Raw genomic sequence first — 23,431 nt, forward strand, 5'->3', positions numbered from 1 at the left:
TAAACCGGCATATTTTAGTCTTTTCTTTTATCTATAAAACGGATGATCCTTGAGGTTTCTCGGGCCGTAAACGGGAACGTCATCTCCAGATTCGATGGCACCGAGATCGGGAGCTTCTCCGCGGTGGCCATCATTGATATTGGGGATTTTCAAGCCGGCATCCACGGCATTGCCATGGGGGTTCAAAGTAAAATCAAGATCCGTTGCGTGGTATATTGCGTGCGGATTGTCCGGATCGGGTGGTGTCAACGTAGTGAAAATATCATAATCAAGCTCCCTGCCATTGCGCTCTAATCCACTGTCCTTTGTCAGTTCTGATAGTGTAACATAGGTTTTGGCATCTTTTCCTGTCAGATCGTAGTCGTACATTCGGTCTCCTTCCGGGGAAATCCAAAGGTAATTGCTTTTTCCGGAATTGGGGCGGTAGCCGTTGTAGTCGGAAGTGGAATAAGCAGTGGCATGGGAAAATGCATTGATGGGCCGGTTGGGGGTGCCGATGCCCAGGAACAGATTATTGCGGAAATGGGAATTGGAATAGGTTTGTGTGTTGCGGTTTTCAGCAATGATGGTATTGTGATAGACTATAAGGCCGGCGGGCTTGGCCATGAATTTCAGGGCAAACCCATTGGGTATATGATATACCACGTTCCTGATGAAATAGGCAGGGCCACCAAAAACCGGCTGGGCACTCAAAGCACATTGGGCGGAGTTGACACCGCGGTTGCGCATTACCCGGATATTGTGCACCCCTCCATCCGCTTCTATAAAATCGTCCACCATCAGGTGCATGTCATTGTTATAGATATCAATGGAAACAGCCTTTAAATCCTGTTCTTTCTCGGGCGTGCCATAGGTCGACACATTGATGGCATCGTGGAAGTAAGCCAAGGCATTGTGGCAGATTACATGGCCTGAACCGTATACTTTGATACCCATATAGCTTTTCAGAGGACTGGCGCCGTACACGCCGGGGCTTGCCCAGCCTACAAGATGGCTGCGGGGGTCCCGGCCAAGTATGATGTTGTCTGCTATATAAAAGTTTTTTGAACCTGCGTACTCCGAAGTGACGGCTATCCCCACATCCTCTATTCTGCAATTCCGGATGGAGAGATTGGACGCGCCTACAACCCCTTTGAGACCAGCCGAAAAGGCAATATCCGTGTTTCTGATTACCAGATTTTCAAAAATATGATGATCCGTTCCGAGGACGTCAAAAAGGCGGTGCGCACCATTTCCATCAAATATGGCTTCTCCATCACCTGCTCCGCGGATGACGATGGGTTTGTCTTCCGTGGCTTTTACATTCAGCACATAGGTGCCATCGAAGGGAATGCCATGTGGGTCCACATAATCCAGCAAATCGGCTTTATAAAGACCTGCATGGACCATGATAATATCACCCGGCTGCACCGTTTTTTCACTTACCACAGACCAATCCCCTAACCCGGACCCATAATAAGCCGCTTTCAGTCCAAAAAAAGCCGGCTCCTCCATCTCCCCTTTGTACCCGGGGGGATAGACATGGAGCACCCTGCCGCCCTCACCGGCTTTGGGTTCTGTGCGGGTTTTTACCATGACCGTCTTTATCGCTTCTCCATCCACGCCATCCGGGTCGGAAAGGGTAAAGCGGCATTCATATTCGGTACCCGGTTCAAGGTCCAGAATGCTGCCGGCAAACATATGGGGAGTGGTATACTCCAACTGCTCCATCTCCCGGAAAACCCTTTCCCCGCCTATCCTCAGCAAGGGCATGCCGTCCTTCCATGTAAGAGTACCGGATTTTCTATAGGTTACCTGGACAAACGCATTTCTGTTATCATCTCCCTCGATTTTCCACTCAAAACCCAAATTGAGCAGGGTGGGAGGTTCTACAATAAACGCTCCGGGTCTGACGGCGTTATCGGCGTGAACTGAGCGGAAAATAAGAAAAAGGACAAAAAGGAGTACGGATTTAAAACGCATGGTGATTATGATTTTTTAAGACTGTCATTTGGATACATAAAGTAGCAAATCAAAAGCTTATATAAAACCGGTTTTTGACATACGTTTTAAATATCCCCGCTTTTAAGTTGTCCGGCACAACCCGATAGGGTAATTTCCCAAGGAAAATCTTTCAGGGCAAAACCCTTCCGGGGTTAAATGGGGCTTGGGGACGAAAATACCTCAAAACAAGCAGATGTCCCTCAAAAAGGATTAATCCACGAGGGCTCCCCGCTTTGGGATTATCAAAAACGATTCCTGATAATTTTCCTTACAAAGAGAAAAATCCTGATATTTTTTTCTTTGCTATCTTTGGCCGGGTTTTAGCATCTATTTGATCCTTACTGAAACAAGACCATTTCATTATCGGAATTACACTGAATTGATTTCACTCAATGAGCATAAAAAATGAACTTACAAAACCTGCCGGTCTTTCGTAGTAAAATTATAATCAGTACCCTATTATCAGGAGCGATGGCATGGACATTGTCAGGTTGTGCCGAGCGGGAAGAAGCAACCGATGATCCCAGCAAGAAGCCAGATCCTACACGCTTTACTTATGAGGTTGTGGCAGATGGCCTGGAGGAGCCTATGCAACTGGAGTTTGACCATGAGGGAAGGGTATATTGGATCGAGCGGACAGGCGCTGTGAAACGGGCGGATGAAGCCTCCGGGCAGGTGACCCGGTTAGGAAAGGTGGCATTGACGACCGAAAAAGCCCCGGGATTGATAGGCATGCTGTTGGCTAAGGATTTTCAACGCAGCCAGCAGGTTTTTCTTTATTATTCTGCCGCTGAAGATAAGGGGGAATATATGCGGCTTTCGAGGTTTACATTGGAAGCCAACGGGCAAATGAACATGGACTCAGAGGTGGTATTGTTGAAGATATTCTGGGAACAGCCTGACGGAGAACATTTTGGAGGGGGCATGGTATGGGACAATGAAGGCAATCTTTTGCTTTCCGTAGGCTGCGATTCCTCACCCACCCAATACGCGCCCTTTGCATTCAGCAATGAAGGCGGAAGAGGGGAGGATTCGGGCAGGTCCGCTGGCAATTCCAATGACCTCCGGGGAGCCATTTTGCGCATCCGGCCCCATCCTGACGGAACGTATTCCATCCCTGAAAACAACCTTTTTCCGGAAGGAATACCGCAGACCCGACCCGAGATTTATATCATGGGCAACCGGAATCCCTGGCGGTTGTCCATAGATTCACAGACGGGTTACCTACATTGGGGAGAGGTAGGCCCTGATGCCGGGATAGATTCAGAAAAATACGGCCCGAAGGGATACGACGAGTTCAATGTGGCCAAAGGGGCGGGTAATTTCGGCTGGCCTTTCTTTATCGCAAATAACCTCCCTTACAACCGTTACAATTATGAAACCGGAGAATACGGTGAACCATTCGATCCGATGGCACCGGTAAACAATTCACCTAATAACACCGGTCTGGAAAAACTGCCGCCTGCCCAACCTTCACTGGTGGCGTATCCCTACAGGGTATCAGATGAATGGCCGCTTCTTGGCAGCGCCGCCCGGTCCGCCGTCGGAGGCCCTGTCTTCAGAAAGAGCAACTTCTCTTCAAATGCTCTCAGGTTGTTTCCTTCATATTATGAGGGCAAATGGCTGGTAACCGATTACGTCCGTAACTGGATTATGGTTATCAGCATGGACGGGGAGCGTACAGAGGCCACTTCCATAGAACCGTTTTTGCCGCCGGGCCACTTAAAGCACAAGCAACCTCTGGATATGGATTTTGGACCAACGGGAGATCTTTACCTAGTGGAATATGGTCTCGCCGGACAAGGCCGCGTGTCGAAAATGGTGTACAATGCCGGTAACAGGCCGCCCATAGCCAACGCCTCCGCGGAGCCATCTGCGGGCGCTGTTCCACTCGAAGTCAACTTGTCCTCCGATGGCACTGTTGATTTCGATGGAGACCAATTGAACTATACTTGGAGGTTCCGGCCGTTGGGTGATGGGGAGGAGCTGGTTTATGACGGACCTCATCCCCGGGCAAGTATTCAGCAGGCAGGAAAGTATGAAGTAACGCTCACTGTGAGTGATCCTGAAGGGGCAGCCGATTCCACTTTATTGGAAATAGTAGCGGGCAACGAAAAGCCGGAAGTGAAGTTTAAGATCACTTCGGGTAACCGCACTTTTTTCTTCCCCAATGAAAACATTGGGTATAGGGTAGAAGTGAGGGATGAGGAGGATGGAACCACGGAGAAAGGGGATATTGCACCTGAATCCGTCTCTGTCACTGCCGAGTATATCCCTTCAGGTTTAAGTCCGGAAGAGCTCATCAGGCTCAAAAAAGAAGGGGCTGTGCAGCCCGGGGAGGCACTCCGCCACATCCAGGCCCAATCCCTTTTGGAGCAATACAACTGCATGACCTGTCATCAGCTTGATGAAAAGTTGCTTGGACCTTCTTTTCGTGAAATAGCACTTAAATATGGGCAAAATAGTAACGCATTTGATATCATGCATCGGAGTATCTTTGAAGGGAGTTCCGGTAAGTGGGGGGAAATAAACATGCCGCCCCATCCCATGCTTTCAGGAGAAGAGACCAGCCGGATCATTGATTATATCCTCAGTCAGGCAGACGGGGAGTCAGGCGTCAGGAAGCTTCCTCTTGAGGGGAATTTTTCCATGCATGCATTTGAACCCAGAAGCCATGTGAGCCGTTTGGGCAAGTTCTATTCTTTCAATTTCGAGCCGGGGTCTTATCTCTTCCATGCGAGCTACACGGATCGGGGGTCTGATGAAGTCCCTGGAATCAACCTTACCGGGGATCACCTTGTTCTCCTAAGGTATCCTTTGTTGACGCCTGAGTCTGCCGATTATTTTTCAGAGGAAGGCGTTTCATTCACCCCTTCAACGGATGATCCCGGCTTTATCATCACCGGAAAGGGAGGGTATTTAGGTTTTAGGAACATTGACCTCACCGGGATCAACAAAATAAACATCGGTGCATTGACCCGTTTTTGGCATTGGTCGCACTTTATCGGTGGCATCGTCGAACTCAGGGTGGGCTCACCCACCGGAACGGTGATAGGCGAGCCTTTTGAAATCATCCCGCATCCAATCAAAGAAGGGGAGGGGCCATTCTTTGGCGAGGATGCCGGAAAACCCGTCCCATTTGATGTTTCGAAAGTCGATGGCATACACGACGTTTATATTATTGTCCGCAACGAAGGAGCCAAAGAAAGTGACGCATTGGTGATCATGACAGGAATAGAATTTATCAAATAAAGGAATGGAGAAGAAACTGATTTCATATCTCAGCACATCTTTTTTTGGGTGGTGGTCGATACAGGTTGGCATATGTTCAGCGGTTATTTTTTGCGGTGTTGCCTGTTTTCCGGCTCAGGTTGTAAAAATCCCCCAAGGCTTTAAGCCATTGTTTAACGGAACCGACCTCAGTGGCTGGCATGCCAGCAAAACAACCCACCATGGAATCAAAGGTGATTTTTCTATCGAAGATGGGACCATTGTACTGAAGCAGTATCCCTTTGGTCAGGGAGGAATTTTATTGACCGATAAAAAATACAGGGATTTTGAACTGCACTTTGAATTCAAAGGGACGCCAGGAACAAACGGTGGCCTGTTTTTCAGGTCAGCGGAAAGCGGAACAGCCTATCAATTGGAGATGGTCGGTGACGGGGATACAGGGACCGGGGCATTGTTTGGTGAGATGCTGCGGGTGACAAGCCCTGTGCCTGCCCCTGATCTTTCCCAAGTATGGAAAAAAGGAGATTGGAACACCCTTGGCCTGCGGGTGACAGGCGTCATTCCCCATATTACTTTGTGGATTAACGGGGAGCAAATATGGGCGGTGCAAATGGAGCGCAATGATTTAATAGCCAATGCCACCGAAGGCATGATCGCTTTGCAGTTACATTGGAGTTCTACCTTGGTTCCCATTCCCGGAGGAAGTTGTTGTGGCTATTCCTGGAAACCGGAAGCCACACATCGATATAGGAATATAGCGATAAAAGAACTATAGATAGCCATGAAACTGTTTGCACTTATATTTTTATCAGTTTTTATCTGGAAGGGCAATGCCTTTTCCCAGCAGGGCGACTCAAAAAAAAGCCCGGCAAGCTATACCAATGAACTGGGAATGGAGTTTGAGATGATCCGGCCGGGAAGCATGATCGCAGGCCGACTGGAACTGCAATGCCCAACACCCCCGGACACACGTGATGTGGACGTAAGTGAAAAATGGACAGCAGAGGACTTTGAAAAGTGTGAGGAACTCGCCCGCAGGGATTCCCGCACCGGCTTTACAGTGGCAATCGATAAGCCCTACTACATGGGTAAATACGAAGTGACACAAGGCCAATGGAAAAAAGTAATGGGCTACAATCCCTCATTTTTCCAAGGGGAAAGGGCAGAAGGGGATGAGAACAACTATCCCGTAGACAACGTGAGTTGGGAGGACACCCAGGAATTTATCAGGAGATTGAATGCGCTTGACTCCGCTGTCATTTATCGCTTGCCCACCGAATTTGAATGGGAATATGCCGCAAGAGCCGGGGCAGCCGAACCTTTGTCCTGGGCTGAAACAAGAAAGCAGGCTTGGATACAGGATACCGATAAGGGAAGCACGCAGGCTGTAGGCCAGATGGAGCCCAATCCCTGGGGTTTATACGATATGCTCGGAAACGTATGGGAATGGGTGGAAGACTTTCACAATGAAGATATCCTTCCCGGCCCGGTTCCCCCGTCTTCTGGCGAAGTGCATGTGTTGAAAGGCGGGAGTTTTACTTCAGATGTGGTCAATGCCACTTATTTTTTTCATGGTGGTGGACCGGGAAACGGTTACGATGTGGGCTTTAGGGTAGTGATGGAGATGAAGGAGTAGGTTAGCCATCGAGAGATAATGCCCCCAGACAAAACCGTGGCCATCAAAGACCTGCCAGCTCCTTAATATAGGCAGGGGTTGAGGGTTCATCCTCGAAAAAACTGCCCTTTTTTCCCATGCTGAGCGCCCATCGGTCTATCCAGGAAATACCCCAGTCTCCAAAGTGGGTCACAGGAGTTTGGTACAATTCATCTTTAAGGGCCTGTTCCAAACCGATGAACTCATAGCCATTTTTTTTAAACATCCCGGCGAGGGCTTCCAGGCTGTCTGCGTTCAACAGATTGGCATGCAAAAGCAAAATATGGCTGATATTTTGGCCAAAAAGCCGAACGGATTGTATTTCATAATAACGCAGCATGTTTTCCATGTAGGTGATATAATCCCCGGCTATTTTAGACATCATCTGTTGATCGTTTGCAAGCCAAGCCTTGTGGTAGGCATAAGCAAAAATATATTCCTCATTATCGATGGTGACGGGGGCGACGGTATAGCCGTTTTCTGCAAGAAAAACATCAAGGGAATCGGCTTTTTCCCTTGTGTTGCCCACATGCAGATAAGGATGCCTGAAGTATTTTACAGATCTCCCGTTGTCGTCCTGTAATTTTTTGGTGACCGCCTCACCTTTTATTATATCCCTGGAAAAATCGGCAAACGACGTGTTGTTGTAATCAAAATGGGAGTAGCTGTGGTTGCCCAGTTCCAATCCATTTTCCACCCAGCTTTTTAACATCTGGTACTGAAAAAGCAAAAGATTATCCTGGCCATACAGTTTACTTTCATTTACAAAGCCAATCGCCGGGATATTGTTATTCTTTAAAGCACCGATCAACCGCTCGGTAAGTTTTCTTTGGGTAGCCTGATCCAACATGCCATAACCGACCACAGGCAGGTCGTCAATGGTAAAACAAACCCGTTTGGATTGTCCAAATGACCCATATTGAATAAAAAACAGGACAAATCCCAACAGCAAACACAATCGAGACTTCATGTTCTTCTGTATTTTAATTGCAAACCCTGAAGAAAATTACGTAAAATCTGATCTTTACACAGTCTGTATTGACTCTGTTCGGGTTTCCGAAAAAAGGCGCTTAATTCATGTTTGCTGATATGCCGTCCTGCTTTGGACAATATTTCCAACATGTCCTCATCTTTGAGTGCAAGGGCGATTTTCAGTTTCCACAAGATGATGTTGTTGTTCAACCGTTGTTCGGGGACAGGAGGCTCCCCATCCTTTTTACCCCGTTTATAATTGATCAGACCGTTGAGGAAAATGGCCAGTTTGAGGTCGCTGATGGGCTTGAATTCCGGATCATCCTCTCTTTTCAGCCAATCACTTACCTCAGCGCGGGTAACCTGAAGATCCGCCAAACCAAAAATTTCAATCATATTGGAATCATTAAAATCGAAAGTATATCTAAGGCTACGCAGTATGTCGTTATTTTGCATGAATGTTGCTTTGTTTTCAATTGATTATAAAGGCTAAGATCGTTATTAATTGTGGGAATAGGTAAATAAGCCTTGGTAAATCTTAAATACACCGATAAATTACTAATTTAATGGTTTGAGACATTTCTATGGAGGTCAAAAAATTCACTTTGATAACAGGTGCCAGTATGGGCATCGGCAAGGCATTTGCATTTGAATGCGCTTCCAGGGGTATGAATCTCTTGCTTATTGCATTACCCGATGATGGTCTTGAAGAAACCAAAAAACAAATCAATTTGCGGTTTTCAGTGGAAATCATCACCTTGGCGATTGACCTGAGGGATCATGAGGCTGTTCGAAGTCTTTATGATTATTGCATCCAACAGAATCTTGTTGTAAACATGCTCATTAATAATGCAGGTATGGGTGCCGGTGGTAAGTTCGAAGAAATATCCCATGAGATTTACACGGACATGTTGCATCTGAACATTCGTGCATTGACGATGCTGACCTATCATTTCCTGCCTATGCTGAAGCAACATGCGCCGGCTTTTATTTTGAATATGAGCAGTATGGAAGCAAATTTCCCACTGCCTTATAAAAGCGTGTATACGGGTACCAAAAACTTTGTGTATGCTTTTTCTCTGGCGCTGCGGGAAGAACTCAGCCATTGTAACGTGAAGGTTTCTGTCCTTTGTCCAGGGCCCGTATTGACCAATTCCGATGGCCTTAAAAGAATCAATGCTGTTGGAAACAGGGCCAAAATGATCATGTTGATGCCCGCAGAAGTCGCGAAAATCGGAGTCAACAATTTATTAAAGGGTCAGGGAATAGTGGTTCCGGGAAAAATCAATTGGACTATTGTCAAGCTCATGAAGTTATTCCCTACCGGGCTTAAAATGAAATTGCTGGAGCGTCTTTTCCGGGTATATACTGACCATTGACTTTTTGTGGAATTTATGGGAAGAATTTCCGGATACTGCACATTTCCTGAGTGAGTTGCCACAGCTTGGCGGCGTCTTCTTTGTTCACAGCATTTTTTGAAGGGGATTTGGTTTTACATTTGTCCCAGTATTTACCGCTGATATCCTTTACCTTTTCAGAAGTAGCCAGGTAAACCGAAGTAGCCGCTCCTTTTTCAGGTGAAACGCCCATCCACCGGCGGATCTTCCAAACCAATCCGTGAAAGGATATGGTATGCTTTAAGCCGATGTCTGTCTTGACCAATCCCGGCTGTACGGCATTGATGCTGATATGTTCAAAACCGGAAGGCTTTCTTCTTTCAAACTCCAACGTGAATAGCACATTGGCCAGTTTGGATTGTGCGTAAGCACGAAGTCCATGATAATTGCTGCGCAGGTTGACATCTTTGAAATGGATTTTCTCCTGAAAATGGCTGTCGGAACTCACATTGATGATCCTGGGGTCTGCTGATTTCTGCAGCGCCGGTAGCAATAAATGGCTTAAAAGAAAATAGGAGAGGTGGTTGATGGCCCATTGCCGCTCAAAATGGTCTTCGGTAAGCTCAAAATCGGAATACCAGCTACCCGCATTATTGATCAGCACATCGATTTTAGGATAACGTTTCAATAGGTTACGGGCCATGTCCCGTATCTGTTTTTGTGAGGAGAGGTCAGCAATGGCAAAATCGGTTTTGGCCTCCGGGACTTCCTGTTTGATCCGGGCTATGGCTTTTTCGGCCTTCTCCTGGGAACGACATACCAGAATGGTAGTAATCCCTTTGCCGCATAGGATTTTAGCGGTCTCATAGCCTATTCCGGAATTGGCACCGGTGATGACGCAGATTTTATCCACGGGCAGTGAGTTTTCATCTTCTTTTTTCATTGATTCCTTGATTTGTTGCGATGCTTCCCATGGGAAAACATGTTTTTTATTTTGTTCCAGGGAACCGCGTGTTTTTCAGTTCCCCTGCCACTTAAAAGAAAACCGACAGGTTGCAGGAAGCTGATGTTTTCACAACATATTTTTATCATGGCCATGAGGGGAATAATCAGCAGCATTCCTGCTATACCCCACACCATGCTTCCAAAAATCAGGCTTAATATAGTGATAAAAGGGTTAAGGTTCACATATCCACCTGTGATATTGGGTGTAAGAATATTGTTTTCTATAAACTGAATAGCCACAAAATACAGAAGCACGGCAACCACATAATTCGTTCCGTCCATGGCTAACAAAGCGTATGACAGGGGCAGTATGGCACCGATCAGCGTCCCGAAATAGGGAATAAAATTGAAGAAGGCCGCGGTAACCCCAAAAAAGACGGGATGATCAATTCCGATGATACTGAAGGTAACAGAATGGACAATGGAAAGAATCGCTACTACAATGACAACACCGGTCATGTATTTTTTGGTAACGAGATTAATCTCCGCCAGAATATGTTCCGCTTTGTTTTCCTTTTCTTTCGGAACCATCATGATGATAAAATCATGAAATTTATTCCTGTAGTATAAAAAACAAAATATAAATACGGGCATCAAGCCGATGGTCACCAGGGTGCTGGTAGTAGCTGAGAATACAGTTTGTACCTGAGCAGAAGCTTCAAACAGGTTTTTTGTGAAATCCTCTTCCCAGTCCCTGAACTGTTCTGTTGAAATCCCCAGCGATAAAGATACGTTTTCCCGCATGTTCTGGAGATTTTCTGCGGCCTGTTCTTTTATTTCAGGGAGGTCTTTTATAAAAACCGAGAATTGCTTTGATAAAAAGTTAACGAGCATGATAACGACAAATGCAGCGATGATAATAGCGATGAAATTGGCTAGAATTCTCGGAAATCTATGGTCTTCCAAAAATTTCACTATGGGATAGAGCAAATAAGATAGAAGTACACCTAAAAATAAAGGAACCACAAATTGTCTTGATTCAATCACACCAAAAATAAATAAGATCAGAAAGAGAAGAACAAAGGTGATTTTCTCCAAGAAGCCATAACGTGTCAGTTTCTTCATAAATAGCTGCGTTTTTCCTACAATCTGTTTGAATCCATTATCCCTTGTTTACCTTCTTTTTACCATCTAGTACTTTTTTCCTGCGCAATGATCGTGCAAATCTAGGACATGTGAGAACAGATTATTTTAGGCGGACATCCGCACAAATAATAAATAATAAAGATATCTATATTTGACGTTTAACTTTGAATGGTTGCTTCTATCTTTATCGGATTTATTTTAATTTTAAAACGATCATAAACCCTTGTTCCGATGAAACACGTTATTCCGGTTCCCTCCCGATTAGTTCATGGTATACTTATATTGGGGGCGTTGTTCTTGACCGGACTCACAGGGAGTCTTACGGCTCAGGAGATGGGATTTGAAGAATACAATCCAAGACCCACGCTCGTGGTTCCTGAAAATCCGGTAAAAAAAGCCAAATTTCCTTTCATAGACATACATAGCCATCAATGGAATGTGACTCAGGAAACCGTACACCGGCTGGTGAGGGAAATGGATGAGATCAATATGGGTGTGATGGTGAACCTTAGCGGCCGGGGAAGGTCCATGTCCTCCAATGACATCGATGGCCAGGAATACATGTACGCTATGATCAGAAGGTTCAATGGCGTGGCTCCCGGAAGGTTTATCGTATTCACTAATTTATCGTTCAGGGATTTTGGCAGTCCGGGATGGACGGAGAAAGCAGTTGAGGACTTGGAAAAAGACGTACAAAATGGGGCCAATGGGCTTAAAATATTCAAGAGTCTGGGACTTTCCGTCAGGGATGTCAATGGCCATAGGGTGCCTGTGGATCACCCTGATTTGGATCCGGTCTGGAAAAGGTGCGGTGAATTGGGCATACCGGTGCTCATCCATTCCGCTGATCCGGCCCAGTTTTGGGAGCCCATGGATTCGGATAATGAAAGATGGCTGGAATTAAAACTCAATCCGGGGCGCAGGAGGGCAAACGACAACCCCGTACCATTTGAGCAGATCATTGCAGAACAGCACAATGTCTTCAGAAAGAATCCCGGCACCACCTTTATCAATGCCCATATGGGTTGGATGGCGAACAACCTGGACAAAGCTGAGGCCCATCTGGAGGAGTTCCCCAACGTTTATTTTGGGATTGGTGCGGTAATAGCCGAATTCGGGAGGCAGCCAAGAAGGGCCAATGCGTTCTTTACCAAATACCAGGATAGGATCCTTTTCGGAAAAGATGCCTATAACAAAGAGGAGTTTTATACCTATTTCCGGGTATTGGAAACCGAGGACGAGTATTTTCCCTATTATAAAAAGTACCATGCATTCTGGAGCATGTATGGTTTGGGACTTTCAGAGGAAGTACTTAAAAAAGTCTACTATAAAAACGCCCTTAAAATCATTCCCAACATTGACAAAAGCAGGTTCCCGGATTGAGGGAACATCCGTTGATTCCGATACTTGTTATTGAGAAACAATTTCGGAAGCGGGACTCAGTCAGGTTCTTGTTTTTTCAGCCTTTCTTTTGTTTCCAATATAGTTGGATACAGATCATAGGTGGGGTAGAACTCCGTGGAAAAAGCTCCCCATACACTTTTCTCTACGGCGATGTTTAGGTTTCTTAATTCGCTGGCAGGAATTTTCACGGTAACCACCTGGCCTATTCCCATCATCACATACCAGGATATCACCTTGGCAGATTCAGGCGGAAACAGTTCAGTAAAGCCGTTCCTTTCCCTGATTTCGCGAAGCTCATCAATGTTCTTGTCCTGATGGTGCTTCATCATGATCGTGATCATGATGCTGTCGTTGACCGGTTTCTGGATTGCTTCCTGCGCTTGGGAATGATTCAAAACAAAGAGAGGAAGGCAGAGTAAGATTAATTTTTTCATATGGCAGAGAGATTTTCGGCCTTTGTTTGAAGATCGCTGAAGATGAAAGGTTTTGAAGTTTTGTCAAAGGATGCTCAACGTTGCCTGGGATCGGTTTCGAGTGACATTCTTTAAATACCCAGAAATCAAATCATCACCTTCCCATCCAAAGCCTCCCGGTCCCAATTGGCTAAAGCTGCCCCGGCTTCATATGTGCTCTCCAAAAACAAATGCAAGGTTGAAGCAGGGTCTTCAGACTGCTGAACCGCATTGTAAGGAAGAACAAATTCCCTCAATGTGTTGTGATAATAAGCTTCATCTGGTCGGACTTTGGCATGCTTATAGTCATCAGGCTCAGGATATAGATAACAGTAAAATGCAGGTTCGGGCAATGCCTCGCTCCCCGGCCAAAACCCGCAGCTGGTGACCTCATGGGAATAAGCCTCTTCTGCTACCCAATCGGGTAAATGAGGGACACCGCCGGGATGCTTAGGCGCCCGCCGCCCTGAAAAACGGCTGACGGCCAGATCAAAACTGCCCCAGAAAAAATGCACCGGGCTGCATTTTCCCTTAAATCCGCAACGAAACCGGTTGAAGACATCCTGCATAGAAAGCAAAGCCTGATGCAAAGCAGCTACCTGTGTTTTGTCATAGGTGGCATGCACAGTGTCTTCTTCAAAGGGAATGGGATTTTCGATTTCCACCGGTACAGGCTTGATCTTTACATCAATTTGCAGCTCGTGCAGCACTTCAAAGACCTTCCTATAAAAATCCGCGACGGAGCGACCGTTCAGGTCAAAGGAGCGAAATTCTCCCTCGCTGGTACCCACTTTTAATTGATGGTTAATAAAATCAAAATCGATCTGGAAGTGAATTCCCTGATAAGGCATATTCAAGGTGGATAGACCTATAGGTGTGATATGCAGGGTAACATGCCATGAATGATTGAGCCAGGGTAATGTGGCCAATTTTATCTTCCCGATGACCTGCGTCCACATGTGCAGGGTCTCAAATGTTTTTCTCCCTTTTTCATAGGAAAGTTCCGGCCATTTTTGTTGCATGGTTCCTCAATTTGATATCAGTGAAATTACGATTTTATATTCTGAAAATAAGACTTTCAGCTTAATATTTCCTCCGTAATCACCGTATACCTCACCATCAATCAAAAAAACTCTTTTGTTTTTTCAGTAAAGACAGGTTACAAGCGCCATTTACCGATGTGCACGGCACCCCCTCGCATGCTTTTATCGCTTTCGGGATCTATCTGGCATAAAGTCTCAACTTTTTCATTGTCCAAGGCCGTTCGCTCCCCTCCACTAAATGCAAACGGATAAATTTACCCATGATCTGTCTGTCCCAGCCAAAGGTATTGCTACCATTTTCTCCTGTACCATTGCCTACTTCCGTCCATTGGGCACCGTCGCTTGAGATTGAAACGGCATATTTTTTCGGATATTCTCCCTCGGGGGAATCAAACTGTATTTCCGCCAGGTTTGTCGGACGGGGAAGCTCTATCTGGAACCACATTCCTGCTTTTTGGGGGCCTTCGGTTTGCCAGCTCTTGTGACTAAAGACATATGAAGGGTCCCGGGTGGAGCCTACGCCCTGCAGGGCGGTGCTGCTGGCACTTACCTTCCAGTCATCCTGGGGAAAGAGAACCTTGGGGATTTCCTGGATCAATTCATCATAAGCATAGTTGGATTTCCGGTCCCGGGTTTCGTTTCTGATTTGGGCCACATATTCAGGAGTTACAAAACCGCCGCTGTTACCGAATTCATTGCGGATATAGGAAACCACCGCCGCGATCCAGTCATCATCGTTGGAATCCATAGCGATCATTACCCCTTCGTACTCTTTCCCTTCAATGGCCCCGGTCAATCCATGGAGCAGGGTTTTTACCGCATACTCGGGATGTCCCTGGATGCGCGGTGAACCGGAAAATGCCGGTGCGATGAGTTCTCCACCCGCAGCACCGGTAGGGGTGCCCAAACCTTTGATACCATGGCAAGCCGCACAATAGCCGTCGTAAATGGCTTTTCCCTTGTTGAATAATTCGCCTTCCCGTGGGGAATACTGTGTGGCCGCTAATTGCCTGGCTTCCTCCATTTTCTGTAAAATCTGGGTAGCCACCAACTGTGGCCCTTTTGCTTTGTTGGACTGGAGCGTGGACTGCAGCAGTTTATCCACATTCCCTATTTTTAAAATATAAGCGCTTTGCAGGGCCTGTATCACTACACTGGGGTCCTTGTCCTTGGCCAACCTGATATAATCTTCCTCGAGACTTTTCGCACCATATTTATACAGAGTTTCACTGGCCCTTAACGCCTGAATGCGCATGGCCGGGCTGGCATCCTGGAATAAGTTCCTGACCATTTCCAACTTTAATGCACCTAAACCTTCCAAGGTCCACATGGCATGGATACGGGCAAGTTCGTTCTGGGAATTATTTACCATCTCCACTAAGTTCTTAACCACGGATTTGTCCTGCTTCAGTACCAAAAGCTGCTGGGCCATATCGCGCCACCAGCCATTAGGATGTTCCAAGTGCTTAACCCACTCGGCAGGGGTTTCTTCATACATCCTCGGCTTTTCCTTGCTCCTGGGCATATCATCATGTGTTACCCTCCAAATCCGTCCGTTGCCCACAATATCGTCCATTTGATATTGGAGGATTTTGGTGCGCAGGTAGCTGCCTTCCTGGGTCCAATTCCCTTGCTGAATGATTCCCCGGTACATGTCCACGATGTACATGGTGCCATCCGGGGCAGTAGCGATATCGGTGGGCCTGAACAGCGGATCGGTGGATTGGATGAATTCAGTTTCGGTATCGATGTATTTGTTTTGTATATAGGTGAGACCTTCCTCTTTTTCCGAATGAACCTGGCGGACGATCCTTCCCACCGGCTCCCCATAAAAATATTGCCCTACCAACTCCCGGGGCAGCCGGTCACCCCGGAACACATCATTGCCGGCGGCTCCGGTAACATTATTGAGGGACCCGTCGGGTTTGGTTTCCCGCATGCCTGGTTCAAAATCCGCTAATTTCACGAGGCTATAAGGTACCCGGAACCCTTCCTGAAATTGGCCTTTTACCTGGAAATTTCCATACACGATGGGAAACTGAAAATTCTGCGGTACCCCGCCGGCTCCATCCTGGAACCATACCTGGCCATAATTATCCTGGGTCACGCCCCATTGCCCATAGGGGTTACCTGTGGGCTCCTGAATCACGCCGTCGGGAGTCCAGCGTATCCGCCGGGAGTTGTAGGTGCTGTACATCCAGTTATCCATCGCCCAGGTCAAAAAGCTGGTTTGGTGCTCCACATTGCCAGACCGGCCCAGCCCGGTGGCAAACAATTCCTTTTTGTCCGCTTTGCCGTCACCATTGGTGTCGGTGTATTTATACACATGGTCTTCATTGGATTCCATGGATAAAATGGTGTTGGGACCAAAAGGGACTACAAACCTGGGGAAAACCAGGCCATCCAGAAAAATTACTCCCTTGTCATATATCCCGTCGTTATTGGTATCCTCCCACCGGGATATTCGGCTTGTCGGCAGCAACTCTCCATTGGCATCAATGTCCTGCATATAAGTCCTGAGTTCCAGCACGTACATCCTTCCGTTTCCATCAAACCGGATGGCCGCCGGTTCCTTGATTTGGGGTTCGGTCAGGATGGGTTCAATTTTATAGCCGGGTTTGAGAACAAAGGTCTTTTTTTGTTCGGACGCAGATAAAGGAACTACCGGGGGTACCGGTGTCAGATCGATGCCTTTCCAGCGGGGAGATTCCAAATCTATCCCTTCAGGAATCTGTATCTGGGGATAGGGTGGCTGCATTCTTTTTGGATCCAGGCGATCAGCGGGCGATATATCAAAAGGGGACTTTTCCTGGCTGCAACTGAGAAAGAGAGATAGGGAAATACAGAATGAAAAAATGGATTTTGCAGATGGATTCATGAACTATCGAGAATGTTTTTGTTTACTCCGGTTAATTTCATTTTTGACAATTGGCTATATATTTCCAAAGGGGTCAAAAACAGAACTGGAAAAGTATATTTTTTTTGCTAAAAATAGATACCCATATACATAATTTTTTCTGCTTTTCTCTTTAAAAAAAACTAAGCCAGCTCACAACATAAAGGTAGTTGTATAAAAAAATACCGGGAGCTTGACTATTATCTGCTTCAGTTTCTTTTTTCAGGTTAATTTGAGTCGGCTATCAAAATATCCGGTTAATTTTGGGATAAGAGAAAACCCATTTGTTTCCTATATTAGCCATTAGAACTATGAGTTGTTTCCGGATTCTTTCGTTTATATCATATGGGAAAATACCTTCCGTTTATCGTTTTACTTATTAGTATCAGTGCCTGCAATCAAAAAGAGGAATGGTATTCCCTGGAGGATTTTTCGCAGGTAAAGAAAATAGATGTCCATATCCACATCGAGTCGGACCGGCCATATTTTGTCGAAAAGGCGTTGGAAGACAATTTCCGGCTTATCAATGTTTCGCTGGAGTATACGGATGGCTGGAACGATGTTTATGAAAAATTTGCGTTCGGGGCGGTGCAGAGGGAAAATTTCCCTGGCGTCGTGGACATGGTGACTGCCTTTGCGGTTTCGGATTGGGATGAAGAAGGTTGGGAAGATAAGGTGGTGACTTGGCTGGACAGTTGCTTCAGGCAAGGCGCATTGGGGGTGAAGGTATGGAAGAACATAGGAATGGTTTCAAGGGATACTGCCGGCAGCCTTATTTCAATAGACGATGAGCGTTTTGATCCTATTTTCAGATATATCCGGGATCAGGGGAAGGTGCTTATGGGGCATATCGGGGAACCCAAAAACTGCTGGCTTCCGCTCGATTCGATGACAACAAATAATGACAGGAGATATTTTGAGAGACATCCTGAATATCATATGTACCTGCAGCCCAAAATGCCTTCTTACGACGAACTTATTGACGCCCGTGACCACATGTTGGCAAAACACCCTGATCTGAGGTTTGTAGGGGCGCACCTGGGAAGTTTGGAATGGAACGTGGATGAGTTGGCGAAAAGGCTTGACCGGTTTCCCAACATGGGCGTGGATTTGGCGGCCCGTATGGGGCAGCTGTTTTATCAGACGGTGGATAACAGGGAAAAAGTAAGGGACTTCTTTGTCAAATACCAGGACAGAATCATGTACGGTACAGACTTGGTGGATGATGGCGAGCGCCGCAGGGAGGATCTGTACCGTGCCATGGATGAAAACTGGAAGCGGGATTGGGAGTATTTTGTGACAGGCAATGTCATGAGCAGTACGTTGATCAACGATTCCTTTCAAGGTCTAAAACTGCCCAAAGAAGTGGTGGACAAGATTTATTACCACAATGGCGTAAGGTGGTTTGGAATGGGGGAGTAGGATTGGGCATCAATAGAATTAAAACCCATAAAAATGGGGGCAAGTCATTGTCCATTGTTTCAGTGGATTTAAGGGTGTCGAGAATTGTTTGAAAGCAGGAAAATGGATAAATGGCTTTTATGTTTATATTTATTTGATAAATAGCTGAAAAAGACCAACAAAGTCCCGTTTTAAAACCGAAACCATTTCATGCATGAGGTGTCAATTGTTCTTCTGTTTCCGTTTATTGCCGGTGATGATATTTTTTTGTCATTTGCCGGATTCTTTTTCCCAAAACCCAATCACAACTCCAGGAATGCAAGACCTTAAAGATAAAAAAGACCTGCGAAAAGAATTATATGCCCTGTTGGGTAAGCTACCCGGAAGGGACAAGCCGATTTCTGTAGAAGTGGTTTCCACTGAAGAAAAGGATGGTGTAATTATTCAAAAATTATTGATGGATATAAATGGGCTCGAAAGGGTGCCCGCCTACTTTACCAAACCCAGTAATGCCGGGGGGAAACTGCCGGTGGTCCTGTTTAACCATTCCCATTTCGGTCAATACGAAGTAGGGAAGAATGAATTTGTATTGGGAAGAAAAGAAATGCAGTCACCCCCTTATGCCGTGGCTTTGGCCCGCGAAGGGTATGCAGGCTTGTGCTTGGATTCATGGGGGTTTGGGGAAAGGTCGGGAAGGGCCGAGATCGATATTTTTAAGGAAATGTTGTGGAAGGGAAAGGTACTTTTTGGTATGATGGTGTATGACAATTTGCGGGCATTGGATTACCTGGTATCCCGGGAAGATATAGATGCCGACCGCATAGCCACCATGGGGATGTCAATGGGAAGTACCATGGCCTGGTGGCTGGCAGCCTTGGATGAACGCATCAAGGTAACGGTCGACCTGAATTGTTTGACGGATTTTCATACGTTAATGGAGAAGGGCGATCTCCGGCTTCATGGCATCTATTATTATGTGCCTGATTTGTTGAACCATTTTTCCACTTCAAAAATCAACAGCCTTATATCTCCCAGGCCACACTTGGGGCTGGCTGGAAGGTTTGACCCGCTTACACCACTTGAAGGCCTTGAAATCATCGATTCCAACCTAAAGGAAGTGTATGCAAACGACGGCGCCCCGGAAGCCTGGAAATTAAAAATTTACGATGTAGGCCATGAGGAAACCAAGGAAATGAGGGAGGATATCCTGGATTTTTTAAGGAAATGGCTGTAACGGAACGTCTTCTGCTGAATCTCTTCAAATAAATCGGAATGCTTACAACAAGGTCATGCCAAATCCGGGAGCATTGGAAGGATAGATGAGACCATCTGAGATTTTATAATCGCCATAAGCTATTTGATCGGAAAAACAGGTAACCCCTTCTATGGTCACTACATTTCCCTGGGCTGCTGCCAAATGGGTGATATAGTTGGTTTTGAGGGAATTTCCCCATGCATGGGGACTTGACAGCGTGCCTTTTTCCTTTAAATCGATGTTTAACTTTATCCATTTCGAAAAGCCATAGTCATAAATGTCGGACAAGTAGACATCCAATATTCCGGCATCCACCATTTCGGAAAGCAGGTTGTGGTCAGGATTGGCTTCACCATCAGCGTACAATACCGATTCAAATCCATTTTTTTTCATCCAATCTTTCAACTGGCGGCCCTCGTGGAATGTTTTCTTAAAAGGTTCCTCCACCCAGAAAACCGGGACATCCCTGACCCCTTCCAGAAAATGCAGCGTGTCATCAAGACTGTACATGTCATTGGAGTCGACAAGAATCTGAATGTTTCGATCTTTAAAAGCATTATGGATGAGGTTGTTCGACATCCTTTTGGAGCCCTTCACGGTGACTATACCACCTCCCGCTCCGGCCGATTTTTACCTTCAAACTTCTGTATCCATGGTCAACGTCCCATTCACAGTTTTCCAATATCCTGTCGCAGCTTTCGAAGTTGCCCTTTTCGTCAAGTTCATCGAGGTAGATCATTCCGCTGTATACCGGAGTGCCGGTAGAAGAAGGCGTCTTATTTTCAGCCAGCAGCTGATAAACCGGCTTATCCCGGATTTGCCTGTTAAATCAAACAAGGCGACATCGAAGGCCTTTAAGGCAGGATCCCGCGTACCTTTTAGGAGATCGATCAACTGATCAAGGTGTTTCCCCTGATGCGGAATGAAGAGATTATTAAAAGACCCGCTGGCCAAAATACAATCACCAAGCGGTACACGGAAGAAGCTGTGAGATTTATTAGGGAAAACAAGGAGAAACGAAACCATTCTTTCTCTATCTGGCACATTCCATGCCCCATGTACCCTTGTTTGCTTCGGAAGAATTCAGGGGACGGGAACGCGGTTTATACGGAGATGTGGTCGAAGAAGTGGACTGGGGTGTCGGGCAGGTACAGGAAACCCTGACAGACGAGGAACTTGATGAAAATACCTTTGTCGTTTTCACTTCTGACAACGGCCCCTGGGTCGTGATGGATCAGCCTGGAGGCAGTGCCGGGTTGTTCTTTGGGGCGAAGGCGACAAGCTATGAAGGCGGAGTAAGGGAACCCGCTATTTTCTGGATGCCGGGAACGGTCAAGCCCGGCGTGATATCAAAAATGGGAGGTACGCTGGATTTGCTTCCTACCATCAGCAACATGGCCGGGACTTCTTTACCCGAGGACAGACTGTACAACGCCTATGATCTCACTCCTGTACTAACTGGGGAAGATGCCGGTCCGAGGAAAGAGCTTATTTACTATCATGGAACGCGGGTATTCGCGGCCCGAATAGGAGCTTACGAGGCAGTTTATTACAGCAACAATCCGCAGGTCTGTCCCGGGAATATGCAAAAGCTGGACAAACCCAGGTTGTTCAACCTGTCGGTAGATCCCAGTGAGAGGTTTGATCTTGCGGAGGAGCATCCTGGGGAAATAAAAATACCCTTAAGAGATACTTGCAGGCATGAAAAGGATTAACATGGCCAGAAAGCAATAGGCTAATCATTTTTTCTTATTTTGGGGGTTTAAGACGGTAATTCCTTATGGAAGGACAAATATAGCTATTGATAAAAAGAATACATGGAAGAATACCACATCAATATCCTGAATTTGTTAGCGATTTTGGTAGCAGCCTGGATAGGCGGTAGCATTTCAAGAAGGCTGAATTATCCCTCTATTTTAGGGGAATTGATTGTAGGGATTATTCTGGGGCCGGGCCTGCTTGGTTTATTGGGAGAGTCGTGGACAGTCAGGGTCCTAGCGGAGGTTGGGATCATCCTCCTTATGGTATATATCGGGATGGAAATTGATTTTAAGGATCTGAAACGCGCTTCATGGCCGGGATTCATGGCCGCCATAGGTGGGTTTATAGTACCTTTTGTGATGGGGTATGCAGCTATTATTTACTTTGGGGGAACTCCCATGTCTGCACTTTTTGTGGCCATCGCTGTGGGGGTTACTTCCCTGGTAACCAAAAGCCGGATCCTAGTGGATCTCAAGCTGCTCAATACACGAATTGCTTATGTGCTGATGGCGGGGGCGCTGATATCAGATACGCTGGCCCTGGTAATTTTTGCAGGAATTTTGAGTTTTGTGGATGTAGGAAGTATTGACCTAATTGGACTTTTGTTGGTGGCAGGCAAAGCGGTGATTTTCTTCGCAGTGACTATCCTGTTAGGTTTATATGCCCTTCCCAAGCTCGGAGCCTATTTATCCCGTGCTAAATTTCAGAGCAGTACCCTGTATTTTACGATTATTCTGATAGTCGCTTTCGGTTACGCCGAGCTGGCTGAACTGGCGGGAATGCATCAGATCCTGGGGGCCTTTATGGCCGGGTTATTTATAAAAGAGAGTCTGTTCCAAAGAAATATTTTCAAAGAAGTTCAAAAGACCTTTTATGATGTGTCCATTGGCTTCATGGCCCCCATATTTTTTGTAACCGCCGGTTTTTCTGTGACCGTAGAGGTGTTTACGACCGATCTTCCCTTGCTGTTGGTAGTGATCTTGTTTGCTGTAGTGGGTAAAATCCTGGGAACAACATTGTTTTACCTGCCCAGTGGATACGGCTGGAGAGAAGGTCTGGCGGTGGGTTCAGGAATGAATGGTCGTGGGGCTGTGGAGATCGTTATTGCAGGTATAGGATTAGAGATGGGGATCATTGATCAGAATATTTTTTCCATACTGGTGTTTATGGCTATTTTCACAACCACTACCGTACCCTTCCTATTGAAATGGACGACAGAGTGGCTGCGCAGGCGAGGTGAATTGGCGCAGGTCAACCAGCGGCACGGTTACTTGCTGGTAGGGGTCAATCCCGTAAGCTTGCTCCTGGCCCGGCACCTGCAGGAAAAATCCCCTGTAAACATGATAGATTCCAATAAAGATTTGGCAGACCATGCCATAGAAGCCGGATTTAAATGTGTTCATGGCAATGCCCTGAAAGAAGAGGTGTTGGTCGAAGCGAATGCTGCCAATAAGTTCATTTTTATAGCGTTGACCAATAACAGTGAAATCAATATGCTGGCTGCCCAAATGGCCCGCGAGAACTTTTTGATTCCCAATATTTACGTGGCTATTTTACGCAACGACGATGGGGTAGGGGCGGCCTTGCTGAAAACCATTAAGGCCACCAGTATGTTTTCAATGCGTACACCTTTGGATATCTGGTTTAATAAAATTTCCCGCCGGGAACACAAAGAAGTGTATGAATCCGTACCGGAAAAAGTGACGGCAAGGCACTGGGTGAAAGAAAAACGGGCTAAGGGGGTCCAGCTCCTCCCGTTCCTGATCAAGAGTACGGATGGCTATAAAAGACCGTTCCACTATGGAGAAGAAATTTTTTCAGGAGAACAGGTAGTATATCTGAAGTAAAAAGTTGGAAAGTGTATTGTTTTCCCTAGAAGTCTGGTCGAAGTGTACTATTAAAATAAAATTACTTTTACTAATTTTTTATTTATATTGAGAAATGTTAAGTA

Annotated in this window: 19 protein-coding genes; 10 read left to right on the top strand and 9 right to left on the bottom strand. The window is 46.2% G+C overall.

Going from position 1 to position 23,431, the window contains the following annotated elements:
• Positions 1 to 27: 27 nt before the first annotated feature.
• Entirely contained in the window at positions 28 to 1,962 is a 1,935-nt protein-coding gene (locus ACFPFU_RS09540) for a right-handed parallel beta-helix repeat-containing protein (RefSeq protein WP_377063862.1), read from the bottom strand.
• A gap of 426 nt (positions 1,963 to 2,388) precedes the next feature.
• Between ACFPFU_RS09540 and ACFPFU_RS09545 the strand changes: the two genes are divergently transcribed.
• The 3 genes from ACFPFU_RS09545 to ACFPFU_RS09555 are packed head-to-tail and all read left to right on the top strand — an operon-like array spanning position 2,389 to position 6,850.
• The gene (locus ACFPFU_RS09545; RefSeq protein WP_377063864.1) at positions 2,389 to 5,235 is read left to right on the top strand and encodes a PQQ-dependent sugar dehydrogenase; all 2,847 of its coding nucleotides are present in this window, start codon (positions 2,389 to 2,391) and stop codon (positions 5,233 to 5,235) included.
• 4 nt (positions 5,236 to 5,239) lie between these two features.
• Positions 5,240 to 5,989, top strand: a complete 750-nt coding sequence (locus ACFPFU_RS09550; protein WP_377063866.1) for a 3-keto-disaccharide hydrolase — start codon at positions 5,240 to 5,242, stop codon at positions 5,987 to 5,989.
• A 6-nt stretch (positions 5,990 to 5,995) separates the two neighbouring features.
• Positions 5,996 to 6,850, top strand: coding sequence for a formylglycine-generating enzyme family protein (locus tag ACFPFU_RS09555; protein WP_377063868.1), 855 nt, complete (start codon positions 5,996 to 5,998; stop codon positions 6,848 to 6,850).
• 43 nt (positions 6,851 to 6,893) lie between these two features.
• Here the strand turns inward: ACFPFU_RS09555 and ACFPFU_RS09560 are convergent, their stop codons facing one another.
• Together ACFPFU_RS09560 and ACFPFU_RS09565 are read right to left on the bottom strand one after the other, a co-directional pair.
• The gene (locus ACFPFU_RS09560) at positions 6,894 to 7,838 is read right to left on the bottom strand and encodes a polysaccharide deacetylase family protein (protein ID WP_377063870.1); all 945 of its coding nucleotides are present in this window, start codon (positions 7,836 to 7,838) and stop codon (positions 6,894 to 6,896) included.
• A complete protein-coding gene (locus ACFPFU_RS09565) occupies positions 7,835 to 8,296 on the bottom strand; it encodes a YehS family protein (protein WP_377063872.1) in 462 nt (153 codons plus the stop codon). Before ACFPFU_RS09565 ends, ACFPFU_RS09560 begins: the two co-directional genes overlap by 4 nt.
• 128 nt (positions 8,297 to 8,424) lie before the next feature.
• On the opposite strand from ACFPFU_RS09565, the gene ACFPFU_RS09570 reads away from it, so the two are divergent.
• Positions 8,425 to 9,219, top strand: a complete 795-nt coding sequence (locus ACFPFU_RS09570) for an SDR family NAD(P)-dependent oxidoreductase (RefSeq protein WP_377063874.1) — start codon at positions 8,425 to 8,427, stop codon at positions 9,217 to 9,219.
• 13 nt (positions 9,220 to 9,232) lie between these two features.
• Here the strand turns inward: ACFPFU_RS09570 and ACFPFU_RS09575 are convergent, their stop codons facing one another.
• Positions 9,233 to 10,120, bottom strand: a complete 888-nt coding sequence (locus ACFPFU_RS09575; RefSeq protein ID WP_377063876.1) for an SDR family oxidoreductase — start codon at positions 10,118 to 10,120, stop codon at positions 9,233 to 9,235.
• The gene (locus ACFPFU_RS09580) at positions 10,117 to 11,247 is read right to left on the bottom strand and encodes an AI-2E family transporter (RefSeq protein ID WP_377063878.1); all 1,131 of its coding nucleotides are present in this window, start codon (positions 11,245 to 11,247) and stop codon (positions 10,117 to 10,119) included. The genes ACFPFU_RS09575 and ACFPFU_RS09580 overlap by 4 nt, the downstream gene beginning before the upstream one ends.
• A gap of 252 nt (positions 11,248 to 11,499) precedes the next feature.
• On the opposite strand from ACFPFU_RS09580, the gene ACFPFU_RS09585 reads away from it, so the two are divergent.
• Positions 11,500 to 12,651, top strand: a complete 1,152-nt coding sequence (locus ACFPFU_RS09585) for an amidohydrolase family protein (RefSeq protein ID WP_377063880.1) — start codon at positions 11,500 to 11,502, stop codon at positions 12,649 to 12,651.
• A 56-nt stretch (positions 12,652 to 12,707) separates the two neighbouring features.
• Here ACFPFU_RS09585 and ACFPFU_RS09590 read toward each other — a convergent pair whose 3' ends face one another.
• From ACFPFU_RS09590 to ACFPFU_RS09600, 3 genes are all read right to left on the bottom strand, one after another.
• Complete coding sequence (locus tag ACFPFU_RS09590) at positions 12,708 to 13,106, bottom strand: hypothetical protein (protein ID WP_377063882.1); 399 nt, start codon at positions 13,104 to 13,106, stop codon at positions 12,708 to 12,710.
• A gap of 125 nt (positions 13,107 to 13,231) precedes the next feature.
• Positions 13,232 to 14,146, bottom strand: coding sequence for a DUF5996 family protein (locus ACFPFU_RS09595; RefSeq protein WP_377063884.1), 915 nt, complete (start codon positions 14,144 to 14,146; stop codon positions 13,232 to 13,234).
• A gap of 199 nt (positions 14,147 to 14,345) precedes the next feature.
• Complete coding sequence (locus tag ACFPFU_RS09600; protein ID WP_377063886.1) at positions 14,346 to 17,045, bottom strand: DUF7133 domain-containing protein; 2,700 nt, start codon at positions 17,043 to 17,045, stop codon at positions 14,346 to 14,348.
• A gap of 363 nt (positions 17,046 to 17,408) precedes the next feature.
• Between ACFPFU_RS09600 and ACFPFU_RS09605 the strand changes: the two genes are divergently transcribed.
• Positions 17,409 to 18,485, top strand: coding sequence for an amidohydrolase family protein (locus tag ACFPFU_RS09605; RefSeq protein WP_377063888.1), 1,077 nt, complete (start codon positions 17,409 to 17,411; stop codon positions 18,483 to 18,485).
• A 295-nt stretch (positions 18,486 to 18,780) separates the two neighbouring features.
• A complete protein-coding gene (locus ACFPFU_RS09610; RefSeq protein ID WP_377063890.1) occupies positions 18,781 to 19,698 on the top strand; it encodes a dienelactone hydrolase family protein in 918 nt (305 codons plus the stop codon).
• A 42-nt stretch (positions 19,699 to 19,740) separates the two neighbouring features.
• Here the strand turns inward: ACFPFU_RS09610 and ACFPFU_RS09615 are convergent, their stop codons facing one another.
• Positions 19,741 to 20,298, bottom strand: coding sequence for an enolase C-terminal domain-like protein (locus ACFPFU_RS09615; protein ID WP_377063892.1), 558 nt, complete (start codon positions 20,296 to 20,298; stop codon positions 19,741 to 19,743).
• Between ACFPFU_RS09615 and ACFPFU_RS09620 the strand changes: the two genes are divergently transcribed.
• The 3 genes from ACFPFU_RS09620 (at position 20,282) to ACFPFU_RS09630 (ending at position 23,327) form a co-directional block, all read left to right on the top strand.
• Complete coding sequence (locus ACFPFU_RS09620) at positions 20,282 to 20,617, top strand: hypothetical protein (protein WP_377063894.1); 336 nt, start codon at positions 20,282 to 20,284, stop codon at positions 20,615 to 20,617. The genes ACFPFU_RS09615 and ACFPFU_RS09620 overlap by 17 nt on opposite strands.
• Positions 20,618 to 20,768: 151 nt before the next feature.
• Positions 20,769 to 21,434: a sulfatase-like hydrolase/transferase gene (locus ACFPFU_RS09625; protein ID WP_377063896.1), complete on the top strand. Its 666-nt coding sequence runs from the start codon at positions 20,769 to 20,771 to the stop codon at positions 21,432 to 21,434.
• Between the two features lie 102 nt (positions 21,435 to 21,536).
• Positions 21,537 to 23,327, top strand: coding sequence for a cation:proton antiporter domain-containing protein (locus tag ACFPFU_RS09630; RefSeq protein ID WP_377063898.1), 1,791 nt, complete (start codon positions 21,537 to 21,539; stop codon positions 23,325 to 23,327).
• The last annotated feature ends 104 nt before the right edge of the window (positions 23,328 to 23,431 follow it).

This window comes from Negadavirga shengliensis (assembly GCF_042652345.1).
GTDB lineage: Bacteria > Bacteroidota > Bacteroidia > Cytophagales > Cyclobacteriaceae > Negadavirga > Negadavirga shengliensis.